At 67.9% G+C, this 25,064-nt stretch carries 27 protein-coding genes; 17 read left to right on the forward strand and 10 right to left on the reverse strand.

Going from position 1 to position 25,064, the window contains the following annotated elements; translation table 11 throughout:
- From Q8R27_RS07665 to recO, 9 genes are all read left to right on the forward strand, one after another.
- On the forward strand, positions 1-1,895 hold a 1,895-nt coding region (locus tag Q8R27_RS07665), incomplete at its 5' end, for a bifunctional (p)ppGpp synthetase/guanosine-3',5'-bis(diphosphate) 3'-pyrophosphohydrolase (RefSeq protein WP_305698452.1).
- 131 nt (positions 1,896-2,026) lie between these two features.
- Positions 2,027-2,611 (forward strand): orotate phosphoribosyltransferase, encoded by a 585-nt coding sequence (pyrE, locus tag Q8R27_RS07670; protein ID WP_305698453.1) that lies wholly within the window; start codon positions 2,027-2,029, stop codon positions 2,609-2,611.
- On the forward strand, positions 2,608-3,366 hold the full coding sequence (locus Q8R27_RS07675) for a pyridoxine 5'-phosphate synthase (protein ID WP_305698454.1): 759 nt from the start codon (positions 2,608-2,610) through the stop codon (positions 3,364-3,366). Before pyrE ends, Q8R27_RS07675 begins: the two co-directional genes overlap by 4 nt.
- Positions 3,363-3,791, forward strand: a complete 429-nt coding sequence (acpS, locus tag Q8R27_RS07680) for a holo-ACP synthase (RefSeq protein ID WP_305698455.1) — start codon at positions 3,363-3,365, stop codon at positions 3,789-3,791. Before Q8R27_RS07675 ends, acpS begins: the two co-directional genes overlap by 4 nt.
- A gap of 47 nt (positions 3,792-3,838) precedes the next feature.
- A complete protein-coding gene (gene lepB, locus Q8R27_RS07685) occupies positions 3,839-4,615 on the forward strand; it encodes a signal peptidase I (RefSeq protein ID WP_305698456.1) in 777 nt (258 codons plus the stop codon).
- Positions 4,616-4,711: 96 nt separating this feature from the next.
- Positions 4,712-5,482, forward strand: a complete 771-nt coding sequence (gene lepB, locus Q8R27_RS07690; RefSeq protein WP_305698457.1) for a signal peptidase I — start codon at positions 4,712-4,714, stop codon at positions 5,480-5,482.
- Positions 5,479-6,177: a ribonuclease III gene (gene rnc / locus Q8R27_RS07695; protein ID WP_305698458.1), complete on the forward strand. Its 699-nt coding sequence runs from the start codon at positions 5,479-5,481 to the stop codon at positions 6,175-6,177. The genes lepB (Q8R27_RS07690) and rnc overlap by 4 nt, the downstream gene beginning before the upstream one ends.
- A complete protein-coding gene (gene era / locus Q8R27_RS07700; protein ID WP_305595031.1) occupies positions 6,174-7,106 on the forward strand; it encodes a GTPase Era in 933 nt (310 codons plus the stop codon). The genes rnc and era overlap by 4 nt, the downstream gene beginning before the upstream one ends.
- A 76-nt stretch (positions 7,107-7,182) precedes the next feature.
- Positions 7,183-7,914, forward strand: coding sequence for a DNA repair protein RecO (gene recO, locus Q8R27_RS07705; RefSeq protein WP_305698459.1), 732 nt, complete (start codon positions 7,183-7,185; stop codon positions 7,912-7,914).
- On the opposite strand, the gene Q8R27_RS07710 is transcribed toward recO, so the two are convergent.
- Positions 7,911-8,285 carry a hypothetical protein gene (locus Q8R27_RS07710; RefSeq protein ID WP_305698460.1) on the reverse strand — a complete coding sequence of 125 codons (375 nt, stop codon included), beginning with the start codon at positions 8,283-8,285 and terminating at the stop codon, positions 7,911-7,913. The two genes, recO and Q8R27_RS07710, sit on opposite strands and share 4 nt — an antisense overlap.
- Positions 8,286-8,556: 271 nt before the next feature.
- Between Q8R27_RS07710 and parC the strand changes: the two genes are divergently transcribed.
- From parC to aspS, 3 genes are all read left to right on the forward strand, one after another.
- Positions 8,557-10,806, forward strand: coding sequence for a DNA topoisomerase IV subunit A (gene parC / locus Q8R27_RS07715; protein ID WP_305698461.1), 2,250 nt, complete (start codon positions 8,557-8,559; stop codon positions 10,804-10,806).
- Between the two features lie 25 nt (positions 10,807-10,831).
- A complete protein-coding gene (locus Q8R27_RS07720) occupies positions 10,832-11,350 on the forward strand; it encodes a GNAT family N-acetyltransferase (protein WP_305698462.1) in 519 nt (172 codons plus the stop codon).
- A gap of 61 nt (positions 11,351-11,411) precedes the next feature.
- Entirely contained in the window at positions 11,412-13,190 is a 1,779-nt protein-coding gene (aspS, locus tag Q8R27_RS07725) for an aspartate--tRNA ligase (protein ID WP_305698463.1), read from the forward strand.
- Positions 13,191-13,229: 39 nt separating this feature from the next.
- Here aspS and Q8R27_RS07730 read toward each other — a convergent pair whose 3' ends face one another.
- Both Q8R27_RS07730 and Q8R27_RS07735 read right to left on the reverse strand, forming a co-directional pair.
- Positions 13,230-13,718, reverse strand: a complete 489-nt coding sequence (locus Q8R27_RS07730) for a pentapeptide repeat-containing protein (RefSeq protein ID WP_305698464.1) — start codon at positions 13,716-13,718, stop codon at positions 13,230-13,232.
- Between the two features lie 68 nt (positions 13,719-13,786).
- A complete protein-coding gene (locus Q8R27_RS07735) occupies positions 13,787-16,198 on the reverse strand; it encodes a ribonucleotide reductase (protein ID WP_305698465.1) in 2,412 nt (803 codons plus the stop codon).
- A 176-nt stretch (positions 16,199-16,374) separates the two neighbouring features.
- Here Q8R27_RS07735 and Q8R27_RS07740 point away from each other — a divergent pair, with 176 nt between their 5' ends.
- The gene (locus Q8R27_RS07740; RefSeq protein ID WP_305698489.1) at positions 16,375-16,776 is read left to right on the forward strand and encodes an NADH:ubiquinone oxidoreductase subunit NDUFA12; all 402 of its coding nucleotides are present in this window, start codon (positions 16,375-16,377) and stop codon (positions 16,774-16,776) included.
- A gap of 7 nt (positions 16,777-16,783) precedes the next feature.
- The gene (locus tag Q8R27_RS07745) at positions 16,784-17,503 is read left to right on the forward strand and encodes a DUF2155 domain-containing protein (protein WP_305698466.1); all 720 of its coding nucleotides are present in this window, start codon (positions 16,784-16,786) and stop codon (positions 17,501-17,503) included.
- Here Q8R27_RS07745 and aat read toward each other — a convergent pair.
- Genes aat through Q8R27_RS07765 form a run of 4 tightly spaced genes read right to left on the reverse strand, consistent with a single transcriptional unit; the run spans position 17,395 to position 20,348 of the window.
- Positions 17,395-18,048, reverse strand: a complete 654-nt coding sequence (aat, locus tag Q8R27_RS07750) for a leucyl/phenylalanyl-tRNA--protein transferase (RefSeq protein ID WP_305698467.1) — start codon at positions 18,046-18,048, stop codon at positions 17,395-17,397. The two genes, Q8R27_RS07745 and aat, sit on opposite strands and share 109 nt — an antisense overlap.
- 13 nt (positions 18,049-18,061) lie before the next feature.
- Positions 18,062-19,411 carry an acetyl-CoA carboxylase biotin carboxylase subunit gene (gene accC / locus Q8R27_RS07755; protein ID WP_305698468.1) on the reverse strand — a complete coding sequence of 450 codons (1,350 nt, stop codon included), beginning with the start codon at positions 19,409-19,411 and terminating at the stop codon, positions 18,062-18,064.
- A gap of 4 nt (positions 19,412-19,415) precedes the next feature.
- Positions 19,416-19,883, reverse strand: coding sequence for an acetyl-CoA carboxylase biotin carboxyl carrier protein (gene accB, locus Q8R27_RS07760; protein WP_305698469.1), 468 nt, complete (start codon positions 19,881-19,883; stop codon positions 19,416-19,418).
- Positions 19,884-19,910: 27 nt separating this feature from the next.
- Positions 19,911-20,348 (reverse strand): type II 3-dehydroquinate dehydratase, encoded by a 438-nt coding sequence (locus Q8R27_RS07765; RefSeq protein ID WP_305698470.1) that lies wholly within the window; start codon positions 20,346-20,348, stop codon positions 19,911-19,913.
- 77 nt (positions 20,349-20,425) lie between these two features.
- On the opposite strand from Q8R27_RS07765, the gene thiS reads away from it, so the two are divergent.
- On the forward strand, positions 20,426-20,626 hold the full coding sequence (gene thiS, locus Q8R27_RS07770) for a sulfur carrier protein ThiS (protein ID WP_305698471.1): 201 nt from the start codon (positions 20,426-20,428) through the stop codon (positions 20,624-20,626).
- A 1-nt stretch (position 20,627) separates the two neighbouring features.
- On the forward strand, positions 20,628-21,419 hold the full coding sequence (locus Q8R27_RS07775; protein WP_305698472.1) for a thiazole synthase: 792 nt from the start codon (positions 20,628-20,630) through the stop codon (positions 21,417-21,419).
- On the opposite strand, the gene Q8R27_RS07780 is transcribed toward Q8R27_RS07775, so the two are convergent.
- Entirely contained in the window at positions 21,416-22,624 is a 1,209-nt protein-coding gene (locus tag Q8R27_RS07780; protein WP_305698473.1) for an MFS transporter, read from the reverse strand. The genes Q8R27_RS07775 and Q8R27_RS07780 overlap by 4 nt on opposite strands.
- A 111-nt stretch (positions 22,625-22,735) precedes the next feature.
- Between Q8R27_RS07780 and Q8R27_RS07785 the strand changes: the two genes are divergently transcribed.
- Positions 22,736-22,849, forward strand: a complete 114-nt coding sequence (locus tag Q8R27_RS07785) for a DUF1330 domain-containing protein (protein WP_305698474.1) — start codon at positions 22,736-22,738, stop codon at positions 22,847-22,849.
- Positions 22,850-22,852: 3 nt separating this feature from the next.
- On the opposite strand, the gene Q8R27_RS07790 is transcribed toward Q8R27_RS07785, so the two are convergent.
- Complete coding sequence (locus Q8R27_RS07790) at positions 22,853-23,581, reverse strand: DsbA family protein (protein WP_305698475.1); 729 nt, start codon at positions 23,579-23,581, stop codon at positions 22,853-22,855.
- A gap of 36 nt (positions 23,582-23,617) precedes the next feature.
- On the reverse strand, positions 23,618-25,021 hold the full coding sequence (locus Q8R27_RS07795; RefSeq protein WP_305698476.1) for a M48 family metalloprotease: 1,404 nt from the start codon (positions 25,019-25,021) through the stop codon (positions 23,618-23,620).
- Positions 25,022-25,064: the final 43 nt, after the last annotated feature.

Raw genomic sequence — 25,064 nt, forward strand, 5'->3', positions numbered from 1 at the left:
GCGTGACCAAGCTCACCAAGCTCGAGCTCAACAGCGAACACACCAAGCAGGCCGAGAACCTTCGCAAGTTCATCCTGGCGATCTCACGCGACGTGCGCGTGTTGATGGTCAAGCTCGCCGACCGGCTGCACAACATGCGCACGCTGCAGCACATCCCGAGCCCGGCGAAGCGCGAGCGCATCGCGCGCGAGACGCTCGACATCTACGCGCCGCTGGCCCGATCGATCGGCTGTCACCGCATCTGCACCGAGCTCGAGGAGCTCGCGTTCGAGCACCTGAACCCGGTGGCGCGTGACGCGATCAGTCGCCGGCTGGAGGCGCTGCGCCAGTCGCAGGGCGGCGCCGTGGCCGTGGTGTCCGGGGAAATCTCCACCCGCCTGGAGGCTGCCGGGATACCTGCTCGCGTGTTCGGCCGGGAGAAGGGCGCGTTCTCGATCTGGCGTAAGCTTCAGCGCAAGACTATTGGTTTCTCTCAGCTTTCCGACATCTATGCCTTCCGGGTGATCGTCGATGGCGAGGATGATTGCTACCGTGCGCTGGGAGTGATCCACCGCGCCTGGCCCAGCGTGCCCGAGAGGTTCAAGGACTACATCTCGACGCCGAAACGTAACAACTACCGCTCGCTGCACACCACTGTGGTCGGCCCGCGCGGCATGCGCATCGAGATGCAGATCCGCACTGAGGCGATGGACCGCGTCGCCGAGGACGGGGTCGCCGCCCACTGGCGCTACAAGGACAAGTCCTATGGTTTCGACGCCGAGGCGCAGGCGGCGGCCGGCGGACGCGACCCGCTGATCAACCTGCGTCATCTCGTACAGGTGCTGGAGCACGGCGGCGACGCCGAGGAGCTGGTCGAGCACGCCAAGCTCGAGATGTACTTGGACCAGGTTTTCGTGTTCACGCCGAAGGGCCGGCTCGTCAGCCTGCCGCGTGGGGCGATGTCGCTCGACTTCGCCTACGCCGTCCACACCGACGTTGGCGACACCTGCATCGGCGTGAAGATCAACGGCGAGCTGAAGCCACTGCGCACGGAGTTGCAGAATGGCGACGTGGTCGAGGTCGTGCGCGGCGGCAAGCCCGTGGTGCCGCCGGACTGGCGCTCGCTCACCGTCACCGGACGGGCGCGCTCGGCCATCCGCCGCCACATCCGCCAGACCGAGAAGGAAGAGTTCACCCGGCTCGGCCGCGCCACCGTGGACCAAACCTTCGAACGCGCCGGCAAGGCGCGCTCGCAGGTGTCGCTGCGCCCTGCGCTTGATCGGTTCGCTGCGCCCTCCGAAGACGAGCTGTTCGAGTCCATCGGCCGCGGACGCGTCACCCCGACCCAAGTGCTGGACGTCGTCTTCCCTGGCCTCAAGGCCGCCGAGCGTGAGGCCGCCGTCGCCCAGCGCCGCATCGAGGACGGCAAGAGCGCCCGGCTGTACGTGCGCGGCGGAGGCCTGACCCCAGGCGTATCGCTGCATTTCGGCGACTGCTGCAATCCCGTTCCTGGCGACCGCATCGTCGGCATCCTGGAGGCCGACGGCCGCGGGCTGACGGTGCACACCATCGACTGCGAACGCCTGGCCAGGTTCGAGGACAACGAGGAGGTCTGGCGCGACCTGCAATGGACGCCGGAGGCCGAACGTAACACCATCGCCCGCGCCCGATTGATCGCCACAGTGCGAAATGCGCCGGGCGTGCTGGGCCAGGCCTGTACGGTGATCGGCGACGCTGGCGGCAACATCGTCAACCTGCGCATGCGCTATCGCCAGCAGGACTTCTTCGACGTGGATTTCGACATAGACGTCAAGGACGCTCGCCACCTGACCCATATCGCCGCGGCGTTGCGCGCCAACCCCAGCGTCGAGACGGTCGACCGCGCCAAAGGCGAGGGCGAGGGCGCACCAGCCTAGTCGCGCGTTTTCGCGGCGTCTTCGGATGTCAGCACCTCGACCTGCATGCGCTCGCCGACTGCCCGTAAATGCGCGCGCGGATGACAGGCGCCGGTGCTTTCGGCTATTCCCCGACAACCTGGAGGGCGGCGATGAACACCGAAGACGTGCTGAACGAATTCCGCGGAGCAGGCGCGCTGCGCGAGGGCCATTTCATCCTGGCCTCCGGCCGGCACAGCCCGATGTTCCTGCAGAAGAACCTGGTCTTCCAGCACGCTGATCGCACCGAGCGGCTGTGCCGCGCGCTGGCCCAGAAGATCGAGCTGGAGTTCGGAAAGCCGGACCTGATCGTCGCACCCGCGGTGGGTGCGATCATCCCGGGCTACGAGACCGCCCGCTGGTTGGGCGTGCCCTCGATCTATGTCGAGCGCGAGGACGGCCAGTTCAAACTGCGACGCGCCTTCACCATCGCGCCGGGCGCCAAGGTCGTCGTGGTCGAGGACGTGATCACCACCGGAGGATCGTTCCGCGAAGCCGTGGAGCCGATCCAGGCCGCCGGCGGCGTCGTGCTCTGCTGCGCCTGCATCGTCGATCGTTCGGGCGGTCGGGCTGACGTCGGCTGGCCGCTGGTGGCGCTGGCCACTGTCGATGTGCCGTCCTATCCCGCCGACGCCCTGCCGCCGGAACTCGCCGCCCTGCCGGCCGAGGAGCCGGGTTCGAAGAGGCTGCGGGCGTGAACCGGCTGCGGCTCGGGGTCAACATCGACCACGTGGCCACGGTGCGCAACGCACGCGGCGAGGGCTATCCTGATCCGGTGCGCGCGGCCGAGGTGGCGGTCGCCGCAGGGGCCGACGGCATCACCGCGCATCTGCGCGAAGACCGCCGCCACATCTCTGACGCCGACATCGACGCGCTCGCCGTGATCACGCGGCGCCGCGGCCGGCCGCTGAACCTGGAGATGGCGGTGACCATGGAGATGGAGGGCGTCGCGCTTGCTCACCTCCCGCACGCCGCCTGCCTGGTGCCGGAGCGGCGCGAGGAGGTCACCACCGAAGGGGGCCTGGACGTCGCCGGCGGCCACAACACCATCGCACCCGTGGCCAGGCGGCTGTCCGAAGCCGGCATCCGCGTCTCCTGCTTCATCGACGCCGACCCCGAGCAGGTGATTGCGGCGAAGGCGGTGGGCGCCCAGGTCGTCGAACTGCACACCGGCGCCTACTGCCAGGCGGTCCGCGAGCATTCGCCAGACGCCCCGCAGATCCTCGAACGCCTGCGCGCCGCCGCAACCCAGGCCGCCTCGCTGGGCCTGGAGGTCCATGCTGGCCACGGGATCGATTTCGAGACCGTCAAGGCGATCGCTGCGATCCCGGAGGTCGCCGAGTTGAACATCGGCCATTTCCTGATCGGCGAGGCGATCTTCACCGGCCTTGGACCAGCCATCCAGCGCATGCGGGCGCTGATGGACGAGGCGCGGGCAGGGCGTGCGGCATGATCCTCGGCATCGGCTCGGACCTGTCGGACATCCGCCGAATCGAGGCTAGCCTGGCGCGCTTCGGCGAACGCTTCACCCACCGGGTGTTCACCGAGATCGAGCGCACGCGTTCGGAGCGAAAGCCGGGCAAGGCGGCCAGCTACGCCAAACGCTTTGCAGCCAAGGAAGCCTGCGCCAAGGCGCTGGGCACCGGCATCCGTCGCGGCGTGTTCTGGCGCGACATGGGCGTGGTCAACGCCCGCTCGGGCCAGCCGACCATGGCGCTGACCGGCGGCGCGGCGGCGAGGCTGGCGGCGATCACCCCGGCCGGGCATCGCGCGGTCATCCACCTGACGCTGACCGACGACCACCCCTACGCCCAGGCCTTCATGGTCATCGAGGCGGTGCCGAATGACGGCGAGTTAACGAGCGTTCAGCATGTTTAGGCGATAGCTGAGGCTCTAGCGGCTCCCCGCCACCCTTCGAGGACGAGATGAGCGATAGCGCCACCACTGCCGAGCCCGAGAAGGCCGGTGCGTTTCGCGAGGTCTTCGAGGCGGCGAAGACCGTCGTCTATGCGCTGTTGATCGCCGTGGTGCTGAAGACCGTGGTGTTCCAGCCCTTCACGATCCCGTCGGCTTCGATGGAGCCGAACCTCTATCAGGGCGACTATCTGGTGGTCAGCAAGTTCAGCTACGGCTGGTCCCACCACTCCATCCCGTTCAGCCCGCCGATCTTCAAAGGGCGGATCCTCGATCGGACGCCGGAGCGCGGCGATATCGTGGTGTTCAAGCTGCCGCGCGACGGTCATACCGACTACATCAAGCGGATCATCGGCCTGCCCGGCGACCGGGTGCAGATGAAGGCCGACCGGTTGTACGTCAACGACATGCCGGTGCCGCGTCGCGAGGAGACCGCCATCCAGGGCGTCGGCGACAACGCCTCAGGCCGTGACGTGGAGCACTTCCGAGAGACCCTGCCGGGCGGCCGCAGCTACCTGACGAACGATTTCGGCCCCGGCGGCGAGTTGGATGACACCGAGGTGTTCGTCGTCCCGGCCGGCTACTACTTCGTCATGGGCGACAACCGCGACAATTCCCAGGACAGCCGCCTGCCTGCGGCGATCGGGGTCGGTTTCGTCCCGGCCGAGAACCTGGTCGGCAAGGCGCAGATCGTCTTGGGCTCCTGGGGACCGGGCATGTCCCTGTTCAAGCCATGGACATGGATCACCGAGGCGCGTTGGGGCCGCTTCGTCCACGGGCTCTACTGAGGGCGGTTCCTGGGGGCGGCCGTCTTGCTCCACGCGGTGCGAGCGTCTAGCTACAGCGCGTCCGCGGGCGCGGACTGACGCTTTTCGGGACGCTGAATGACCAAGACCGCGCAAAGCTCCGCAAAGGCGGGCGCGCTCCATGAGTTCGTCGAGGTCGTCAAGACCGTGGTCTACGCGCTGGCCATCGCGCTGGTGCTGCGCGTCCTGCTGTTCCAGCCCTTCACCATTCCGTCCGCCTCCATGCAGCCCAACCTGCTGGAAGGCGACTACATCATCGTCTCCAAGTACGCCTACGGCTGGTCGCACCACTCCATCCCGTTCAGCCCGCCGATCTTTAGCGGCCGGGTGTTCGGCCACGCGCCCAAGCGTGGCGACGTCATCGTCTTCAAGCTGCCGCGGGACGGGCGCACCGACTACGTTAAGCGGCTGATCGGCCTCCCCGGCGACCGCATCGACGTGCGCGGCGGCGTGGTGTTCCTGAACGGCAAGCCGATTCCGCGCGAGGTGATGCCCTCGGTCGAGGTGGATTCCGGCTATGGCTTCGTGCGCACCGTGCAGCGCTTCCGCGAGACCCTGCCCGAAGGCGTCCGCTACGTGACCTACGACTATGGCGCGGACGGCGAGATGGACAACGTCGGCGGCTTTATCGTGCCCGAGGGGCACTACTTCTTCATGGGCGACAACCGCGACAACTCGCTCGACAGCCGCGCGCCCAGCGCCATCGGCGTCGGCTACGTCCCAGCGGAGAACCTCGTGGGGCGGGCTGAGATCATCCTGCTGTCGTGGAAGCAGAGCGCCTCGATCTTCAAGCCATGGACCTGGGTGATGGACGCTCGGCCAGGCCGATTCTTCAAACTGCTCAAATGAACGCCCGCGCCGCCGCGGTGGCGGAGCTGGAGCGCCGCATCGGCGTCCCGTTCCGCGACCGCGAACTGCTGGAGCGCGCGCTGACCCATGCCAGCGTCGGCGACGGCGCTCGCGCGGTGGGTCACTACGAGCGGCTTGAGTTCCTGGGCGACCGGGTGCTCAACCTGCTGGCCGCCGAACGGCTGATGGCGCTCGACGACAAGGCGCGCGAGGGTCAGATGTCGCGGCTGCTGGCGGCGCTGGTTAATTTCCACGCCTGCGCGCGGGTCGCTCGACGGATTGGCTTGCCGGACGCCTTGCGGCTGTCGGCGAGCGCCACCAAGATCGGCGCCCGGGCGCTAGATTCTGTGCTGGGCGACGCCTGCGAGGCCTTGATCGGCGCCATCTATATCGACGCGGGCCTAGAGGCGGCCCGGACCTTCTTCCTCACCTTCTGGGAGGAGGAATTCGCCGATCTCGACGCCCCGACCATAAAGGATCCGAAGACCCAGCTTCAGGAATGGGCGCAAGCCCGCGGCCTGCCGCTGCCGGCTTACGGCCTTGTCGGGCGATCAGGACCAGACCATGCGCCGCAATTTGTCGTACAGGTGACGATCGAAGGCTTCGAGGCCGAGCAGGCCGAGGGGCGATCCAAGCAGGAGGCGGAGAAGGCGGCCGCCATGACAATGTTGTTGAAACGCGAAGGCTCCCAATGACCAAAGCGGGCTTCGCAGCCGTGATCGGCGCCCCCAACGCCGGCAAGTCGACGCTGACCAACCGCCTTGTCGGCGCCAAGGTCTCGATCGTCACCCAGAAGGTGCAGACGACGCGCTTTCCGGTGCGCGGCGTGGCGATCGAGGGCGACGTGCAGATCGTGCTGGTCGACACACCAGGCATCTTCGCGCCCCGGCGCAGGCTGGACCGCGCCATGGTGCGCTCCGCCTGGGGCGGCGCGGCGGACGCCGACGCCGTGGTGCACATGGTCGACGCCCAAGCCGAACTGGCCGCCGCTGAGCCCGGCGCGAAGTCAGCCGACCGGCGCTCGGCCACCGATGTCGCGACCATCGTCGAAGGGCTGAAGGCCGCGGGCTCGCAGGTCATTCTGGCGCTCAACAAGATCGACGGGATGAAGCGCGAGCGGCTGCTGGCGCTCGCCAAGGCCCTGTTCGACTCCGGCGCCTATTCCGAGGTGTTCATGATCTCGGCGGCCGACGGCGCTGGCGTGGACGACCTGAAACATCGCCTGGCGGAATTGATGCCCGAGGGGCCCTGGCTCTATCCCGCCGACCAGACCGCGGATCTTCCGGCCCGCCTGTTGGCCGCCGAGATCACGCGCGAGAAGATCTACCTGCGCGTCCACGAGGAGCTGCCCTACGCCGCGGCGGTCGAGACCACAGCCTTCGAGGAGCGCGCAGACGGCTCGTTGCGCATAGAGCAGATGGTCTATGTGGAACGCGAGGGCCAGCGCGCCATCGTGCTGGGCCACAAGGGCCAGACCCTGAAGTGGATCGGCCAGAAGTCGCGCGAGGAGCTCGCCGAGTTGCTGGACCGCCCGGTGCACCTGTTCCTGCACGTGAAGGTCGACGACCGCTGGGCCGACAAGCGCGAGTTCTACGGCGATGTCGGCCTGGATTTCGACGTCTGAAGGGCGCGATGACGCTAACCCCCAGACTTACCGCCGCGCGCCCTTCTCCCTCGAGGGGGAAGGGGGAAGACTAGCGATGGAGTTCGAGGACGACGCCTTCGTGCTGGCGGCTCGAGCGCATGGCGAAACGGGCGCGATCGCCGACCTGCTGACCGCCGGCCACGGACGCTACGCTGCGCACATCGCGGGCGGCGCGTCGCGCAAGATGCGCCCCGTGCTGCAGGCCGGTGCGCGGGTCAACCTGCGCTACCGCGCACGGGTCTCTGACCAGCTCGGATCGGCGACCCTGGAGGCGATAGGCGAAGGGCCGGCCGCGCTGTTCGATGACCCATTGGCCCTGGCCGGTCTGGCCGCGGCTGCGGCGGTGGCCAACGGCGCCTTGCCCGAGCGCGAACCACATCCGGGCGCATTCCTGGCGTTCGAGGCCCTGTGCGCGGCGCTGGTCGGGACGGAGCTGTGGCCGGCGGTGTTCGTGCGCTTCGAAGCTGGCTTGCTGCAGGACCTTGGGTTTGGCCTGGACCTGTCGAAATGCGCGGCGACGGGGACTGTAGACGACCTGATCTACGTCAGCCCGCGTACGGGTCGCGCGGTAAGCCGGGAGGCGGGAACGCCCTACGCTGATCGCCTTCTCACCCTGCCGCAGTTCATGCTGTCAGCCCAGTCGCGGCTGGAGGTCGGCGATGTCGGCGCGGGTCTGGAGCTGACGGGACATTTTCTGGAGAGCTTTGTCTTCGCGCCGCTCAACCGCCCCCTACCGCCTGCGCGGATGTGGCTGGTCGACCGCCTGACCGACGCCGGCCGGCTCTAGTTCGGCGGACCGAATTCGGGCGCGGGGTGCAATTCGACGTCCAGGTTGTCGAAGTCCAGACCTGCGATGCTCTCGCCCGCCGTGGCGCCTTCCAGGGCAATGAGGTAGCCCGCGTCATCGGTCCACAGCACGAAAGTCATTCCGCGCTCAAGCCCCGGGACCCGTCCGGCGATCGTACAGACCGCGCAACTTGGCGGGAGTTGAAAGGTCGGATTGGCCGCAACGGTGAAGGTGGTGCGAAAGCCGTGCTCGGCCAGCTCGCGGGCCTGGAACACCGAGGTGGTGAACTGGCCGCAGATCGCCACCCCTTCCGGCACGTTGCCGACCGTCCAGATGAACACGGCCTGCTCCACCGGATTGAAGAGATGCATGGGTCCGGTCCGTGTGGTTTGGTGAAGATCGGCTGACATAGCGCGGCGCGACCGTCTGAGCCTATGCGCAAATCCGATCCTTCCTCCGCTTACCCCGGCGAAAGCCGGGGCCCAAGCTGAGTTGGCGGCTTGCGCGCTGACAGCCCGCTTGGGTCCCGACTTTCGTCGGGATGAGCGGGTGTAATATGCGTATCGACTGCGACCACGCGGCGAGACGCGTCACCTGCGCGACGCTACAGATGGACCGAGATCGGCTCCCGGGATTCGCCTCATGACCAAGCACATTCCACCCCCGCCCGAAGACGGCGGTGACCGCATCATTGATGAGCCGCTGAGCGAGGCGCTGTCGCGGCGCTATCTGGCCTACGCGCTGTCGACCATCACGGGGCGCGCGCTGCCCGACGTGCGCGACGGGTTCAAGCCGGTGCAGCGCCGCGTCATGTACGCGATGAACGAGATGCGTCTGAACCCGCAGTCCACCGCGCGCAAGTGCGCCAAGGTGGTCGGCGAGGTGATGGGCCAGTACCATCCGCACGGCGACCAATCGATCTACGACACCCTGGTGCGCATGGCGCAGGACTTCGCCCAGCGCTATCCGCTGGTCGACGGCCAGGGCAACTTCGGCAACATCGACGGCGATAACGCCGCGGCCATGCGCTACACCGAGTGCAAGCTCACCGAGGCTGCGATCCTGATGCTGGACGGCATCGACGAGGACGCGGTCGATTTCCGTCCGACCTACGACGGTCAGGACAGCGAGCCGGTCGTCCTACCCGCGGGCTTCCCCAATCTGCTCGCCAACGGCGCCACCGGCATCGCGGTCGGCATGGCCACCTCGATCCCGCCGCACAACGCCGCCGAGCTGATCGACGCCTGCCACGTGCTGCTGGCCAATCCCGATGCGACCACGGCCGAGCTGATGGCCCATGTCCACGGACCGGACTTCCCCACCGGCGGGGTCATCGTCGAAAGCGCCGCCTCGATGCTGGAGACCTACGAAACGGGGCGCGGCGGCGTGCGGGTGCGCGCCCGCTGGACGCGTGAGGACACCGGGCGCGGGACCTATCAGATCGTCGTCACCGAGGTGCCGTATCAGGTGCGCAAGGCCGACCTGGTCGAGCAGCTTGCCGGCCTGATCGAGAACAAGCGAGCGCCGTTGATGGGCGATGTGCGCGACGAGTCGGCCGAGGACGTGCGGCTGGTGATCGAGCCCAAGAACCGCAACGTCGAACCGGAAGTGCTGATGGAGAGCCTGTTCCGGCTGTCCGACCTGGAGACCCGCTTCCCGGTCAACATGAACGTGCTGGACGCCCGCGGCACGCCGGGCGTTATGAACCTGCGCCAGGCCCTGAAGGCCTTCCTCGCCCACCGGCGCGAGGTGCTGGTGCGCCGCGCCCGCCATCGCCTCGGCAAGATCGAGGCGCGACTGCACATCCTCGACGGCCTGCTGATCGCCTACCTCAACCTCGACGAGGTGATCCGCATCGTCCGCTACGAGGAGGATCCGAAGGCCAAGCTGATCGCGGCCTTCGACCTTACCGAGATCCAGGCCGACGCCATCCTCAACACCCGTCTGCGCCAGCTCGCGCGGCTGGAGGAAATGGAGATCCGCCGTGAGCACGCCGAATTGGCGGAAGAACGCGACGGCCTGCTGACCTTGCTGGGCTCCGACGTCGCCCAGTGGAAGCTGGTGGGCGTCGGGCTCAACGCGGTGCGCGCGGTGCTGGGCCCGGACACCGCGATCGGCAAGCGCCGCTCGACCTTCGATGTCGCGCCCGTGGTGGATGCGGAGGCGGCCATCGAGGCGATGATCGTGCGCGAGCCGATCACCGTCATCCTCTCCGACCGCGGCTGGATCCGCGCCGCCCGCGGGCGCGTGGAGGACCCCTCCGAGCTCAAGTTCAAGGAGGGCGACAAGCTAGGCTTCATGGTGGCGGCGGAAACCACCGACAAGCTGATGATCTTCGCGTCGGACGGGCGTTTCTTCACGCTGGCCTGCGACAAGCTTCCGTCAGCCCGAGGCCACGGCGAGCCGCTGCGCCTGATGCTCGACCTGGACGACAAGGTCGGCGTCGTCGACGTATTCGTGCACCGGCCAGGGTCCAAGCGGATCGTGGCCTCGAAGGAGGGATACGGCTTCGTGTTGCCCGAGGACGAGGCCGTGGCGCTGCGCCGGGCCGGCAAGCAGGTGCTGAACGCCGGCGCCAAGGGCGCAGCCTTCGCCCTGCCGCTGATCGCCGATCACCTGGCCGTGGTGGGCGACAACGGCAAGATCCTGATCTTCCCGACCTCCGAGCTGCCAGAGATGGCTCGCGGCAAGGGGGTCAAACTGCAGGCCTATCGCGAGGGTGGTTTGCGCGACGCCCTGGTGTTCGGCGAGGCGGAGGGCGCGGCCTGGACCGATGCGGCCGGGCGCACCCGCGTATGGCCCGAGTGGCGCGACTGGCTGGGCCGGCGCGCCGCCGCCGGCAAGGCGGCCCCCAAGGGCTTCCCCGCCAGCAAGCGGTTTCGGCCGAAGTAGGCGTCGCTTTCCAGTGTTCGGGTCCGTGATCGTGGAGCGCGCCGAGGCTGCCGACCTCGACGAGATCGGCGGCCTGTTGGCGGAGGGTGCGGCTTGGATGCATGCCAAAGGCACGCCAGCGTGGACGTACGCGGAGATCGCACCGGCGGCCCTCGCCGCGCGCATTGCAGAGGGCGCGTTCATCTGCGCGCGTTCCGAAGGCACGATCGTTGGCGTCTGCATGCTGTCCCGGGTGGATCTGGAGTTTTGGCCTGATGATCCGCTAGGAGAGGCCGGCTATCTGCATCGGCTTTGCGTACGGCGCTCGTTCGCCGGGGCAAGGGTGACGCCGCTCCTTGTCGATTGGTGCGTGCGTGCGGCGCGTGCTTGGCGTTGCAAGGCCCTGCGTCTCGACTGTCATCCAAACCTGCGTGGCTTGTATGAGCGGTTGGGGTTCACTTACGTCGACACGCGGACGATTCAGACGCGGGGTGCGCGCACTATCGTTGTGGACCGCCTGCAGATCAGCCTCCGAGCGCCAAGCCTAGACTTAGCCCTTTCTTGACACGGCCAGGCCTACATGCGCCCTTCCGCGCCTCCTTTTCGACCAGCTTTTTGCGACTCCCATGCACCCATATCGCACCCACACCTGCGGCCAGCTCCGCGCCGCCGACACCGGCCAGACGGTCCGCGTATCGGGCTGGATCCATCGCAAGCGCGACCACGGCGGGCTGGTGTTCATCGACCTGCGCGACCACTACGGGCTGACCCAGCTGGTCATCGCGCCGAGCACGCCGGGCTTCGACCGCATCGAGCGCACGCGCGCCGAGAGCGTCATCCGCATTGACGGCGAGGTGGTCGCCCGCTCCGCCGACACCATCAACGCCAATCTGCCGACCGGCGAAGTCGAAGTGCGCGTCGCCGCCATCGAGGTGCTGTCGGAAGCCGCCGAACTGCCGGTGCCGGTGTTCGGCGAGCCGGACTATCCTGAGGAACTGCGGCTGAAGCACCGCTACCTCGATCTGCGCCGCGAGACCCTGCACAAGAACATCGTCCTGCGCTCCAAGGTCATCCACTCGATCCGCAACCGCATGATCGGGCAGGGGTTCCTTGAGTACCAGACGCCGATCCTGACCGCTTCGTCGCCGGAAGGCGCGCGCGACGTCCTGGTGCCGTCACGCCTGCATCCCGGCAAGTTCTACGCGCTGCCCCAGGCGCCGCAGCAGTTCAAGCAACTGCTGATGGTCTCGGGTTTCGACCGCTATTTCCAGATCGCGCCCTGCTTCCGCGACGAGGACCTGCGCGCGGACCGCAGCCTGGAGTTCTACCAGCTCGACGTGGAGATGAGCTTCGTCACCCCGGAAGACGTATTCGCGGCCATCGAGCCGGTGATGCACGGGGTGTTCGAGGAGTTCGCCGCCGGAAAACCGGTGACGCCCTATCCGTTCCCACGCATCCCCTATCGTGAGGCGATCGCCAAATACGGGTCCGACAAGCCGGATATGCGCAACCCGCTGGTGATGCAGGACGTCTCCGAGCACTTCCGCGGCGCGGGCTTCGGCCTGTTCGCGCGGATGCTGGAAGACCCGAAGAACGCCATCTGGGCGATCCCGGCTCCCAGCGGCGGCAGCCGCGCGTTCGCTGATCGCATGAACAGTTGGGCGCAGTCCGAGGGCCAGCCGGGCCTGGGCTACATCTTCTGGCGTGAAGGCGAGGAGGGCGGCGCAGGCCCCATCGCCAAGAACATCGGGCCGGAACTCACCGACAAGGTGCGCGAGCAGCTGGGTCTCGCGATCGGCGACGCGGCCTTCTTCGTCGCCGGCGATCCCAGCGTCTTTTACAAGTTCGCCGGGACCGCGCGCACCAAGGTCGGGACCGAATTGAAGCTGGTCGACGAGGACCGCTTCGAGTTTGTCTGGATCGTCGACTTTCCGATGTTCGAGTGGAACGACGACGAGAAGCGCGTCGACTTCTCGCACAATCCGTTCTCGATGCCGCAAGGCGAGCTTGAGGCTCTGCTCAACAAGGACCCGCTCGACGTGCTGGCCTACCAGTACGACATCGTCTGCAATGGCTACGAGCTGTGTTCGGGTGCAATCCGGAACCACCGGCCGGAGCTGATGCTCAAGGCCTTCGAGATCGCCGGCTACGGTCCGGAGGTGGTCGAAGAGCAGTTCGGCGGCATGTTGAACGCCTTCCGCCACGGCGCGCCGCCGCACGGGGGGCTGGCCCCCGGCATTGACCGCATCGTCATGCTGCTGGCCGGCGAGACCGCGATCCGCGAGGTCATCGCCTTCCCGCTGAACCAGCAGGGCCAAGACCTGCTGATGAGCGCGCCCTCGGACGTCACCGACAAGCAGCTCAAGGAGCTGCACGTGCGTCTATCCCTGCCGATCAAGGTCTAGGGACTAGCCTCACCCCGGCGAAAGCCGGGCGTGAGCGCCTCAGCAGTAGGGGATGCGCAGGCCGCGGGGCAGGGTGGTGGCCTCATCGCCGCAGGCGCGGTTGAGCTGGCCCTGGCTGAGGCCCACGGCGCGGTCCATCTCGGCGCCGGAGAAGTTCGAGCCTTCCAGCACCGCGCCGGCGAAGTTGGCGCCCTCCAAATAGGTCCCGACGAACGAGGCGTGGGTCAGGTTCGCGCCGCGGAAGTTGGCGCCGGTGAACACGCCGCCGTAGGCCTCCACATCGCGAAGGTCGGCCCCGGCGAACGAGGCGCGGTTCATCACCGACAGGCTCATGTCGGCCTGGCGAAGCCGAGCGCCCGAATAGTTGCGGCCGCGGATCTCGACACCGCCGAAGTCGGCCTGGAAGAGATTGCATTTCGGACAGTCGGCGCCGTTTCGCGCGTTGCTGATCTGGCCGGCGTTCTGAGCGGCGGCGGGAACGGCCGCTACAATGGCGGCGGCGAAGGCGATTTGGGCGAAGAGTTTCATTTTGGAACTCAATCCTGCGGTGAATCCATATTCGCCTCTACGACGAGCAAGCTGTGGGCCAACTTCGCCTAACCGGCGTCCTCGCCGAAGCGCCCGGCGCGGGTTCCGCAGGTGTCGCAGATCAGGCTGGCGCCTTTGCGCACCACCGCGACGTCGCCGCAGGCAGCGCAGACGTCCGCCGTTTCGAACGCGGCCTTGCTCGCGCCCCGCGCATTCGCCGAGGGCAGGAAGACCAGATTGTCGGGCGCTGTTCCGCGCGAGAAACCGCGCGAGATGAACCGCGAGGCCGGCTGCGGATCGCTCTCGTCCATCTGGCCGCGCCCCAGGCCGTCGGCGTTGAGCGCCTCAGGGTCGGCGTTGGCGAGGTCGTCGCGGCCCATGTAGGAGACGCCCAGCTCGCGGAAGATGTAGTCGAGGATCGAGGTCGCCGACTTCACCGAGTCGTTGCCGGTCACCGGCCCGGCCGGCTCGAAGCGGGTGAAGACGAAGGCCTCGACGAACTCCTCTAGCGGCACCCCGTATTGCAGGCCGATGGAGATCGCGATGGCGAAGTTGTTCATCAGCGATCGGAAGGCGGCGCCTTCCTTGTGCATGTCGATGAAGATCTCGCCCAGCTCGCCGTCGTCGTACTCGCCGGTGTGCAGGTAGACCTTGTGGCCGCCGACCGCGGCCTTCTGGATGTAGCCCTTGCGGCGGTCGGGCAGCTTGCGGCGGGTGCGCTCGCGCTCGATGATACGCTCCACCACCCGCTCCGACTGCGGCGCCTCGCGTTGAGCGCGCGGGCTGGGCTCGGCGGGTGCGGGCAAGTCCAGCGCGAGGTCGGCAGGAGCGTCGGCCCGGGAGACCCGGACGGCGCGTGCGCCACCGGCCAGGACGGCCTCGATCGTCGCGCGGATGTCCGAGGCTCTGGCGTCCCAGGGTGCTGTGAGCTCCAACGTCGCCGGACCGCCAAGCGTAGGCTGAATAGCGGCGAGCATGGCCAGGTGCGCTGCGTCACCCACGCTCTGACCCGATCGGAACACCCGCGCCTGGCCGGGCGTCAGCAAGTCCGCGTCGGCGAAGTCCGCGTGCCCGAGCGCATAGGCTTGGGCGAGCGCGATGTCCGGTTTGGTAAACCCGGCGAACGTCAGGACGTCGAAGTTGGGTGAGGCGAGGTCTTCCTCCGTCGCGCCGAGCACGTCGCGGACGAACCCTTCGCCGACGACGTCCGGCGCAAACGCCTCGTTGAGCGCGCCGGCCAGGGGCAGGATGGCTTCCACGGTGGCGATCTCGTGGGCGGTGAAGCCGCGGGCGTGCAGCGCGGCGTGGTCGATCGCCGGGCTGCCAGCCAGGTCGCCGTGTCCCAGCGCCCAGTCCCGCGCCGCGGCGGCGTCGACGCCCAGCGCTTGCAGCCCGCACGATGCGGCGAGCGCCAGGGTGCGAACCACAGCGCCGTCGGCGGTCTCGGCCCAGTTCAGTGGGCCCGTCCACGGGCCGGCCCCGGTCGGGCCGCCTCCCAGGCGAAGAGCGAGTTCCGGGTCGTCGAACACGGCCAGTCCGACATCGGCGCCACGCGCGCCGGCGGCCACCGCGGCGGCTGCGTTGGAGAAGAGCCCGGCCGCTGCCGCGCGGCCCTCATCGGAATCATAGTCGAGGCCCTGCGCCACCAGCCAATCGCCTAGGCCGGCCAGCGCGATCCGGCCGCCGTCCCGGGACAGCGCCTCAGCCAGACCCTCCAGCAGCGCCGCAAGCGCCGCCTGGTCGCTCGGCGCGGGAAACGCCATGAGCTTGACGGCCGCGCGGTTCATGCGGGCTTCGCGCATAACAGCCTCAGCCTGCTGGCCGTCGCCTGCGACGACCACCTGTCCGGTCGCCCAACTTGCGCGTGCGCAGGCCTCCAGCGTGGCGTCATCGCGCGACAAGACCAGCGTCTGCGGGCTAGGCGCTTGAACCGGCGTCGCCAGCCAATCGCTATCGCCGGCTGAGGCCGAAGCGATCGCATCGAGGATCGCGGCGTCATCGGCGCCAGCTGCGCGGGCGGCGGCGGCGGCGCGGGCCAGGCTCGCATTGCGAGTCGAGTCGGCGCAGGCCTCGGCGTCGCCGTCGCAGCGGCTCACGGCGTCCATCACCGCCTGGAGGCGAACCGCCAGAGCCGCGGCGGCCGAACGCGCTGCAGCGACGCCGCGATGGCGCGCGATGAGGTCTGAGAGCGCGCCTTCGGCCGGCGAGCCAGCAGGCAGATGCAAGACTCCGCTCGCGCCCGGCGCCAAGGCCGCCGCGCCGTCCAATAGGGCGGAGGCCAGCGGTTTGCGCAGAGGCTTGGGAAGACGCCCCGTCCAGGCCTCGATCGCCGCGGCGATGTCGGTTTCCCCCTGCGCCCAATCGAGCCAGGCTTCGGTCTGGGCGGAGGTCCAGTGGGCGGGGGCGTTCACCTCGGCGAATCCCCATGGGCGCTCGAGTTCACGCCGCTCCAACCGCACGTCTGGCGTCACAGTGACCATGGCCTGCCTCCAAGGACGCCCAGGGTACCGGTCGTCGGAGGTTGCGATCAATAGATGTTGCGGTTTTCCAGGTCGCTATCCCCAAGATGTTGAGACTTGAGCGACCCTGGACGCTTCGCGCCGCCGCCCCTATAGTCCGCCCGCTTCTCGTCCCCCGAACCCATCGGCAGCCCTTGATCAACCTTCTGAAATCGATCTTCACTTGGTGGAACGGCGCGACCATCGGCGCGCGTTTCACCATCGGACGCCGTGGCGTGTTCATCGGCCAGGACGACACCGGCAACCGCTACTATGAGGCCAAGGACAACAGCGACAGCTATGACGACCGCAAGCGCCGCTGGGTGATCTACGAGGGCTACGCCGAGGCTTCGAAGGTGCCGGCTGAATGGCATGGCTGGCTGCACCATACCTTCGTCGAGCCCCCGACCCGAGAGGCTCTGCCGCGCAAGGCCTGGGAGAAGGACCACCAGCCGAACCTCACCGGCACCATCCACGCCTACAAGCCCAAGGGTTCGCTGGGCCGCGGAGGCGAGCGACAAGCCGCGAGCGGCGACTACGAGGCCTGGAAGCCGGAGTAAGCCGCGGATGCGCCTTCGTCGAACCGTCGTGATCCGCGTGACCGCCCTGGCGGCTATAGGCGCAGGCGTACTGGTGGCCGGATTGGTGAGCGCGCAGCCTGCGCCGCCGCCCATAACCCCCGCACCGGTCGTCCCGAGCACAGCTGCGCCGGTGATTGAGCCCGTGCCCGGGCCGGTGATCGTGCCTCCAACTCCCACCGAGGAAGCCCCGCCCGTCGACGTGCCCACGCCTGCGCCGCTCGCCACGCCACCGGTGCAGGCCGCCGAGGTCGCCCCTGCCGCGCCGCCAAAGGCGCAAGTGGCGGATAAGCCCGCCGAAACGCTGAAGCGCGCCCGCTACGATGTCGCCATCCTGCAAGCGCTGGACAAGGTGACCGCCGAGAACATGCGCTTCGAGGCCGAGGTCGGCACCCCGGTGCGCTACAAGAATCTGGTGTTCACCGTGAAGGCCTGCGAGCGCGCCGCGCACGATGAAGCCGTCGACGATTCCATGGCATATCTGATCATTGAGTCGCAGCCCAAGGCCGCCCCGGGCAAGCCGACGCCGGCGGCGCGCCAGGCGTTCCGCGGCTGGATGTACGCCTCGTCGCCGGGGCTGAACCCGCTCGAGCACCCGGTCTACGACGCCTGGGTGATCACCTGCAGGGCGACGGCGCCCGTGGTTGCGGCCGGCAGCGCGCCGAAGTCGGCGCCGTCGACCCCCAAGGCCCGCCCCAGCCTGCGCTGATATTCGGCGCGCGGGATCTCCTCGACGCCGAACTGGGCCAGATGCTCGGTCATGAACTGGCAATCCAGAAGGACGAATCGACCGGCCAGCAGGCGCGCCACCAGATGCGTCAGCGCCACCTTGCTGGCGTCGCGGGCGCGCGAGAACATGCTCTCTCCGAAGAACGCGCCCTCCAGAGCCACGCCGTAGAGCCCGCCCAAGAGCACGTCGCCGCGCCAGCACTCGACGCTGTGGGCGTAGCCAAGTTCGTGCAGCTCGCCGTAAAGCTGCTCGATCGGCTGGTTGATCCAGGTCTCGCCACGGTCCGGCGTCGCCTCGGCGCAAGTGCGGACGACCTGGTCGAAGGCGGTGTCGATGCGCACCTCATAGGGGTCGGCGCGCACCGTGCGGGCCATGCGGCGGGACAGATGGAAGTCCGTCAGCGGCAGTACGCCGCGCTCATCGGGATCAATCAAGAAGACCCGCTCGTCGTCGCGGGCGTCCGCCATGGGAAACACCCCGCGGGCGTAGCAGGCGAGCAGCTCACGCGACGAGAAGCCGTACATGGCCCACCCGGCCTCAGGCCGTCTGCTGGGTCTTCATCCAGGTTTCCAGCCAATGGATGTTGTAGTTTCCGGCCAGGATGTCGGGCTGCTGCAACAGCTCCTGGAACAAGGGGATGGTGGTCTCGATGCCGCCGACCACCATCTCGCCCAGGCACCGGTTGAGCCTGGCGATGCATTCCTCGCGGTCGCGCCCGTGGACGATCAGCTTGCCCGCCAGGCTGTCGTAGTAGGGCGGGATCACGTAGCCGGCGTAGAGCGCCGAATCCAGGCGGACGCCCAGGCCGCCCGGGGCATGGAAATCTGTGACCAGGCCGGGTGAGGGGATGAAGGTGCGCGGGTTCTCGGCGTTGATCCGGCACTCGATGGCGTGGCCTTCGAACACCACCTCAGACTGCTTGAACGACAGCGGCAGGCCGGCGGCGATGCGGATCTGTTCGCGCACTAGGTCGATACCGGTGATCGCCTCGGTGACCGGGTGCTCGACCTGCAGGCGGGTGTTCATCTCGATGAAGAAGAACTCGCCGTTCTCGTACAGGAACTCGATGGTGCCGACGCCGAGGTAGCCGATCGCCTTGACCGCATCGACCACCACCTTGCCGATCTTGGCGCGGGTCTCCGCATCGATGGCCGGAGAGGGGGCTTCCTCCAGCACCTTCTGGTGGCGGCGCTGCAGCGAGCAGTCGCGTTCGCCCAGGTGGCAGACGTTGCCGAAGCTGTCGGCGATCACTTGCAGCTCGATGTGCCGGGGCGTCTGGAGATAGCGCTCCATGTAGACCGCGTCGTCGCCGAACGCGGCGCGCGCCTCGCTCCGCGCGGTGCCGACGGCTTCAGCCAGGTCGTCGGCGGTCTGGGCGACCTTCATGCCGCGTCCGCCGCCGCCGGCAGCGGCCTTGATCAGCACCGGGAAGCCGATCTTGGCGGCGGCTTCGAACGCTTCCGCCTCGGTCGTCAGGGCCCCGTCGGAACCCGGCACCACGGGGATGCCGGCGTCCTTCACCGCCTGCTTGGCGGTGATCTTGTCGCCCATCATGCGGATGTGCTCGGGCTTTGGCCCGATGAAGGTGAAGCCGTGCGCGCCGACGATCTCGGCGAATCGGGCGTTCTCCGACAGGAAGCCGTAGCCCGGATGGATCGCCTGGGCGCCGGTGATTTCGGCGGCGGCGATGATCGAGGGGATGTTCAGATAGCTCTTGGCGGCCGGAGGCGGGCCGATGCAGACGCTCTCGTCGGCCAGCCGCACCCACATGGCGCCGGAATCGGCCTCGGAATGGACCGCGACGGTGGAGATGCCCATCTCCTTGCACGCGCGGTGGACCCGCAGCGCGATCTCGCCGCGATTGGCGATGAGGATTTTATCGAACATCGCCCTACTCGATGACGACGAGCGGCTCGCCGAACTCGACGGGCTGGGCATCCTCGACGAGGATCTCGACGATCCGGCCCGACTTGGGTGAGGGGATCGGATTCATAGTCTTCATCGCTTCGACGATCAGCAGCGTATCGCCGGCGGTGACATTCTGGCCGACGGAGATGAACGGGTCCGCGCCGGGCGTCGCCTGCATGTAGACGGTGCCCACCATCGGCGAGTTGACGGTATCGCCCCGGGCGCGGACCGGGGCCGCTGGCGTCTCGGCTGCCGCCGCCGGCGCAGGTGCGGCCTGGATCATCGGGGCCTGGGCGTACATCTGCGTCGTGGCGAAGGTCTTGGCGACGCGGATCTTCAGGCCGTCGCGCTCGACCTCAATCTCGCTGAGGCCGGTCTCCGTAAGGATGTCGGCCAGCCTACGCACCAGGCGCGCGTCGATCGGGTCGGCGGGGGCCTTGGGAGTAGCCATGGATGCGTTCCTCAACTCTGCGGGGCGTCAGGCCGAGAGGCCCGCGGCCGCCTCGACGGCCAATGCGTAGCTGGCGGCGCCGAAGCCGGACACTACGCCGGTGGCCGCCAGGGAGACATAGGTGTGACGGCGGAAGCTTTCGCGCGCCGCCGGATTGGACAGGTGGCATTCGACGATCGGCAGGTCGACCGCTTTCAGTGCGTCGAGGATCGCCACCGAGGTGTGCCCATAGCCGGCCGGATTGATCACCATGGCTGACCCGTGCTCGCGGGCTTCCTGGATCCAGTCGATCAATTGGCCTTCGTGGTTGGATTGGCGGAACACGATCGTGCGGCCAAGCGCACTGGCGCGCGCCTCGCACAGCAGGCGCACGTCCTCGAGCGTGTCTTTCCCATAAATCTCCGGCTCGCGGACCCCGAGCAGGTTGAGGTTGGGGCCGCTCAGCACATAGATCGGTTTCGACATTCGGCTCCGCCGTCGATTCCGCCGTCTTGTAACGAGGCTCGCGCGGGGTCACAAGCATGCCGACTGGGAGCCTGGTGATGAACCTGACCATCAACGGCGAAAGCCGCGCCGATCTGGCGATCGCCCACCTTGCAGAACTGGTGGCGCGGCTGGGGCTGGACGCACGCAAGGTGGCGGTGGAGCACAACCTGGAGATCGTGCCGCGTTCAGCCTATGCGGCGACACGCCTAAGCGACGGCGACCGGATCGAGATCGTGCATTTCATCGGAGGCGGCTGACATGGACGGTTCACAGAGCGAGCCCGCCGAAACCTGGACCGTCGCTGGACGGACGTTCCGCTCACGCCTGATCGTCGGCACCGGCAAGTACAAGGATTACGCACAGAACGCCGCCGCCGCCGAGGCCGCGGGCGCCGAGATCGTCACCGTGGCGCTGCGCCGGGTGAACCTGTCGGACCCGACGCAGCCGATGCTGGCGGATTTCGTCAAACCCGACCGCTTCACCTACCTGCCCAACACCGCCGGATGCTTCACCGGCGAGGAGGCGGTGCGCACCCTGCGGCTCGCGCGCGAAGCGGGCGGTTGGGACCTGGTGAAGCTGGAGGTCCTCTCTCAGACCAAGCACCTGTTGCCAGATATGGAAGAGACCCTCAGGGCGTTGAAGCTGCTGATTTCCGAGGGCTTCCAGGTGATGGTCTATTGCTCCGACGATCCGGTGTACGCGAAGAAGCTCGAGGACGCGGGCGCGGCGGCGATCATGCCTGCTGCGGCTCCGATCGGTTCGGGGCGCGGTATCCAGAATGCGCTGAACCTCGGCCTGATCATCGAACAAACCAGCGTGCCGGTGCTGGTGGACGCGGGTGTCGGCACCGCCTCCGATGCGGTCGTCGCCATGGAGTTGGGCTGCGACGCCGTGCTGATGAACACCGCCATCGCCGAAGCCCGCGACCCCATCCGCATGGCCATCGCCATGAAACACGCGGTGATCGCCGGCCGCGAGGCCTATCTGGCCGGCCGCATGGCGCGCCGCACCTACGGCGATCCCTCGTCGCCCCAGGCTGGCCTGATCTAGGCGGGCGCCGCAGCGGCCTCGGCCCGCCTTTTCGCGCTGAGGCGCGAGACGACATAGGCTAGCGCTGAGCAGGTCAGCAGACCGACCGAGGCCAGAGGCAGGAAACGCGGACCCGCATGGTCGTAGACGATCCCCGCGATCGCAGCCCCGCTCGCGATGCCGCACTGCAACAGGGCGGCGTTGAGCGCCAACACCATGTTTCGGCCATCGCCTGCGAGCGCGACCAATCGGCTCGACATGGCAGGCGGTCCCGTCGAGCCTGCGACGCCCCAAAAGGCGAGCAGGACGAAGGTCACCGCGGGAATGGGCGGCGCGACGAAGAGCATGAAGAACATGAAACACAGCGCCGCCAGCGCGATCGGGATCAGCGTATCGGCGCGGGCGCGCCCTTGCAGCCAGGTGATCAGTATTGAGCCGAGGACGCCAGAGACCCCCAGGACCCACAGAGCCGCCGGGATGAGCGTCGTCGGCATCCCGTAGCGCTGCACCAGAAAGACCACGATCATGGCGTGCGTGGCGTACAGGGCGGCGAACAGAAAGTAGGGCGCCAGCAGCGCCGGCGCGATCACCGGATCCTTCAGGACGCCCAGCATCGCCAGCGGCGTCGTGCGGACGCCGCGCGACCCCGCGGGAGCCTGGAACCGCAACAGCACGATCACCAGAACGCAGACAGCGCTCGCCGTCACCATCGCCAGTCGCCAGCCGACCGCAGCGCCGAGGAAGGTCACCAACGGAACGCCGAGCACTGTGGAGACGGTCATGCCCATGAGCGCGATGCCGATCGCCTGCCCGGCGCGCTTGGCCGGGACGATGCTGGCCGCCATCGCTGTCGCCATGGGACCGATCAGCGCGAAGCCCATGCCCATAAGCATGCGTCCGGCGATCGCGGCGGCGAATACAGGCGCTGCGGCGCAGATCAGTGATCCCACGCCAGCCATCCACAGACCGTAGATGATCAGCGTCCGCCGATCCCTCGCGCCGAACAGCATCTGCAGCACAGGCGCGGACAGCGCATAGGCGAGCGCTGAAGCGGTGAGAAGGTAGGCGATGGCGCCCGTTGATACGCCGAACTCCCGCGCCATCTGCGGAACGAGTCCCACGGGCGCCAGCATGTTGACGCCCAGAGCGAAATAGCACGCGCTGATTGCCGGCAAGGCGAGGGGCGTGAGGCGGGCGGCCTCGCCTGGCGCGTCGCTCGCCGTCATGCGCGCTTCGCCACGTCAGAGGGGCCCAGGGCGCGCGGCGTGGTCATGGGAATCTTCCGTTGAAAGCGCGTGGATCCCCCGATCTCTTCCGGCGCTGAGGGATTACCGGCGATGAGCATGGCCGCTGCGAGGGCCTGGTACGAGAGCCCAGCCTATCAGGAGGCGCGCCAGCATGGGCTGAAGGGTGGTGAGGTTCGGGTGCTGCTGCTGGAAGGCCTCGGCTAGCCCCTAGCCTGGCTGCTGCAGAGGGCCTTCCTTGGCTTCGGCGATAGCGGCGTTGAGGGCGTCCATATCGGCGCCGGCGATCAAGCGATCGCCGACGATGAACGCTGGCGTGCCGCTGATCTGCAGGGCGTTGGCCAGGGTGCGGACATCGGCGATCTGGCGGATGATCTCGGGCGCGTCGGCTGCGCGGCGGGCGGCGGCGGGGTCGATCCCGGCCTCGACGAGATGGCGGTCCACAGCGGCCTCATCCAGCGCCTTGTCGGCCATCAAGGCGCCGTAGAGCTTCAGGCCTGCGCCCTTGCCGGCGTCAGTCAGCGCGATCCGGGCCGCGGTGTCGGAGACCTCGCCGAAGATCGGCATCTCCTTGAACACGAAGCGGACGTCCGGGTTGTCGGCGATGATCTTCAGCACGTCGGGAGCGGCCACCTTGCAGTAGCCGCAGCGGTAGTCGAAGAACTCCACCACCGTGACCTTGCCGTCCGGGTTGGCGACAAAGTCTCGCGGGTCGCGCTCCAACTGGGGGCGCAGGCTGGCCAGCGCCGTGCGGCTAGCGGTCAGGCTGGCGGTCTGGCGTTCGGCCTGCAGCTTCTTGACCGCCTCCTCGATGACCTCGGGATGTTCCATCAGATAGGCGTGCACGCGCCGGCCGAAGGCGTCGTCGGCGGGCTTGCTGCATCCCGTCAGGATCAGCGCTGCGGCGCAGGCGGAGAGGGCGGTGGCGATCGTTCTCATGGGGTCCGAAGTTGCATGCGCTGCGAAAGCGCGGGGTCAGTGGAACGAGCCCTTGGCGATGGAGCCTTCGCGGGCCAGATCCTTCAAGTCGTCCTTGCTGGGCTTGGAGACCAGCACGATGTCGGTGGCGCGCCGCCATTCGGGCGTGCCCTTGTCGAGGAGTTCGCGGGCGCGCATGGCGAACACCAGCGCCTCGCGGGTCTGACCGACGGCGAAATTGTATTCGGCCGTCGCCAGCCTCGCCATGCCGCCCTGGCCGCGCTTGTCATAGGCCTCGGCCAACATCCGCCAGGCGACCGCATTGTCGTCCTCCTGCGTCAGCGCCTTCTTCAACTCGGCCACGCCCTCGTCGATCTTGGCCGGGCTGTCGAGCGCGATCAGCGTCTGGCCGAGGTTGATGCGCAGCAGCGGCGCCTGGGGCATCAGCGCGACGGAGCGGCGCTGTGGGGCTTCGGCCTCGCTCGCGCGGCCGAATTCGAACAGCACCTGGCCTTTCAGCTCCCACAGGTAGGGGTTGTCCGGCTGATCGACCAGCAGGGCGTCGATCGCCTTCAGCGCACGGTCGGAGTCCTTGAGCTGATAGTAGGCGATCGCGCGGGCGTAACGGGCCGGATAGGACTTGTCCTTCTCGTCGTACTTCATCATCGCCGCCTGGGGATTGATGAAGCCGTCCAGCTTGGCGCGCATGATGGCGTGCTGGTCGAGCGCCTCGGGCGTGTCCTTCTGGTCGTAGTAGGCCTGGCGCTCGACGCGGGCGCGCAGGGCGTCAATGCGGTCGGACGACAGTGGGTGAGTGCGGAAATAGGCGTAGCGCCGCGCCTCGGCGAACACCTCCTGGTAGCGGAAATTGTCGAAGAAGTCGGCGAGACCCTTGCCCGACAGCTGGGACTGTTCCAACAGGCGCGCGCCGGCCTGGTCGGCGCGGGACTCCTGTTCGCGGCTGTAGCCCATGGCGCCGAGCGTGCCGAAATATCCGGCGCTGCCGACCAGTCCGGCCGCCGCCTCACCGGAGCCGGCGAGGGCCGCGATGACCCCCAGGCCCATGGTCAGCAGGAAGGGCGTCATGCCGGCCTTGTTCATCTCCCCGGAACGGAAGCTGTGACCGGCGACAAGGTGGCCGACTTCGTGAGCCAGCACGCCCTGCAGTTCGTTGGGGTTCTTGGATTCCAGAATCAGGCCGGTGTTGACGGTCACCACGCCCGGCCCGGCGGAGGCGTTCAGGTCCTTCGAGCCGATCAGCAGAATCTTGACGGTCTTCGGCTCGAACCCGCCGGCGCGCAGGATCGGGTCGGCGTCCTGGTGAATAATCGCTTCGATCTCGGTGTCGCGGATCAGCGACACGCCCTGAGACTGAGCGAAGGCCGGCGCCCCTTGTGTCGCCAGGGTCGCGACGAGGCCTGCGGCGACCACGATGCGGGCGAGGGGACGACGCGGCGCCATCTCAATTCACGAGAGGTTGGAAATCATTGAATTGATTGGCGTC

The organism is Phenylobacterium sp. (assembly GCF_030697305.1).
Lineage (GTDB): Bacteria > Pseudomonadota > Alphaproteobacteria > Caulobacterales > Caulobacteraceae > Phenylobacterium.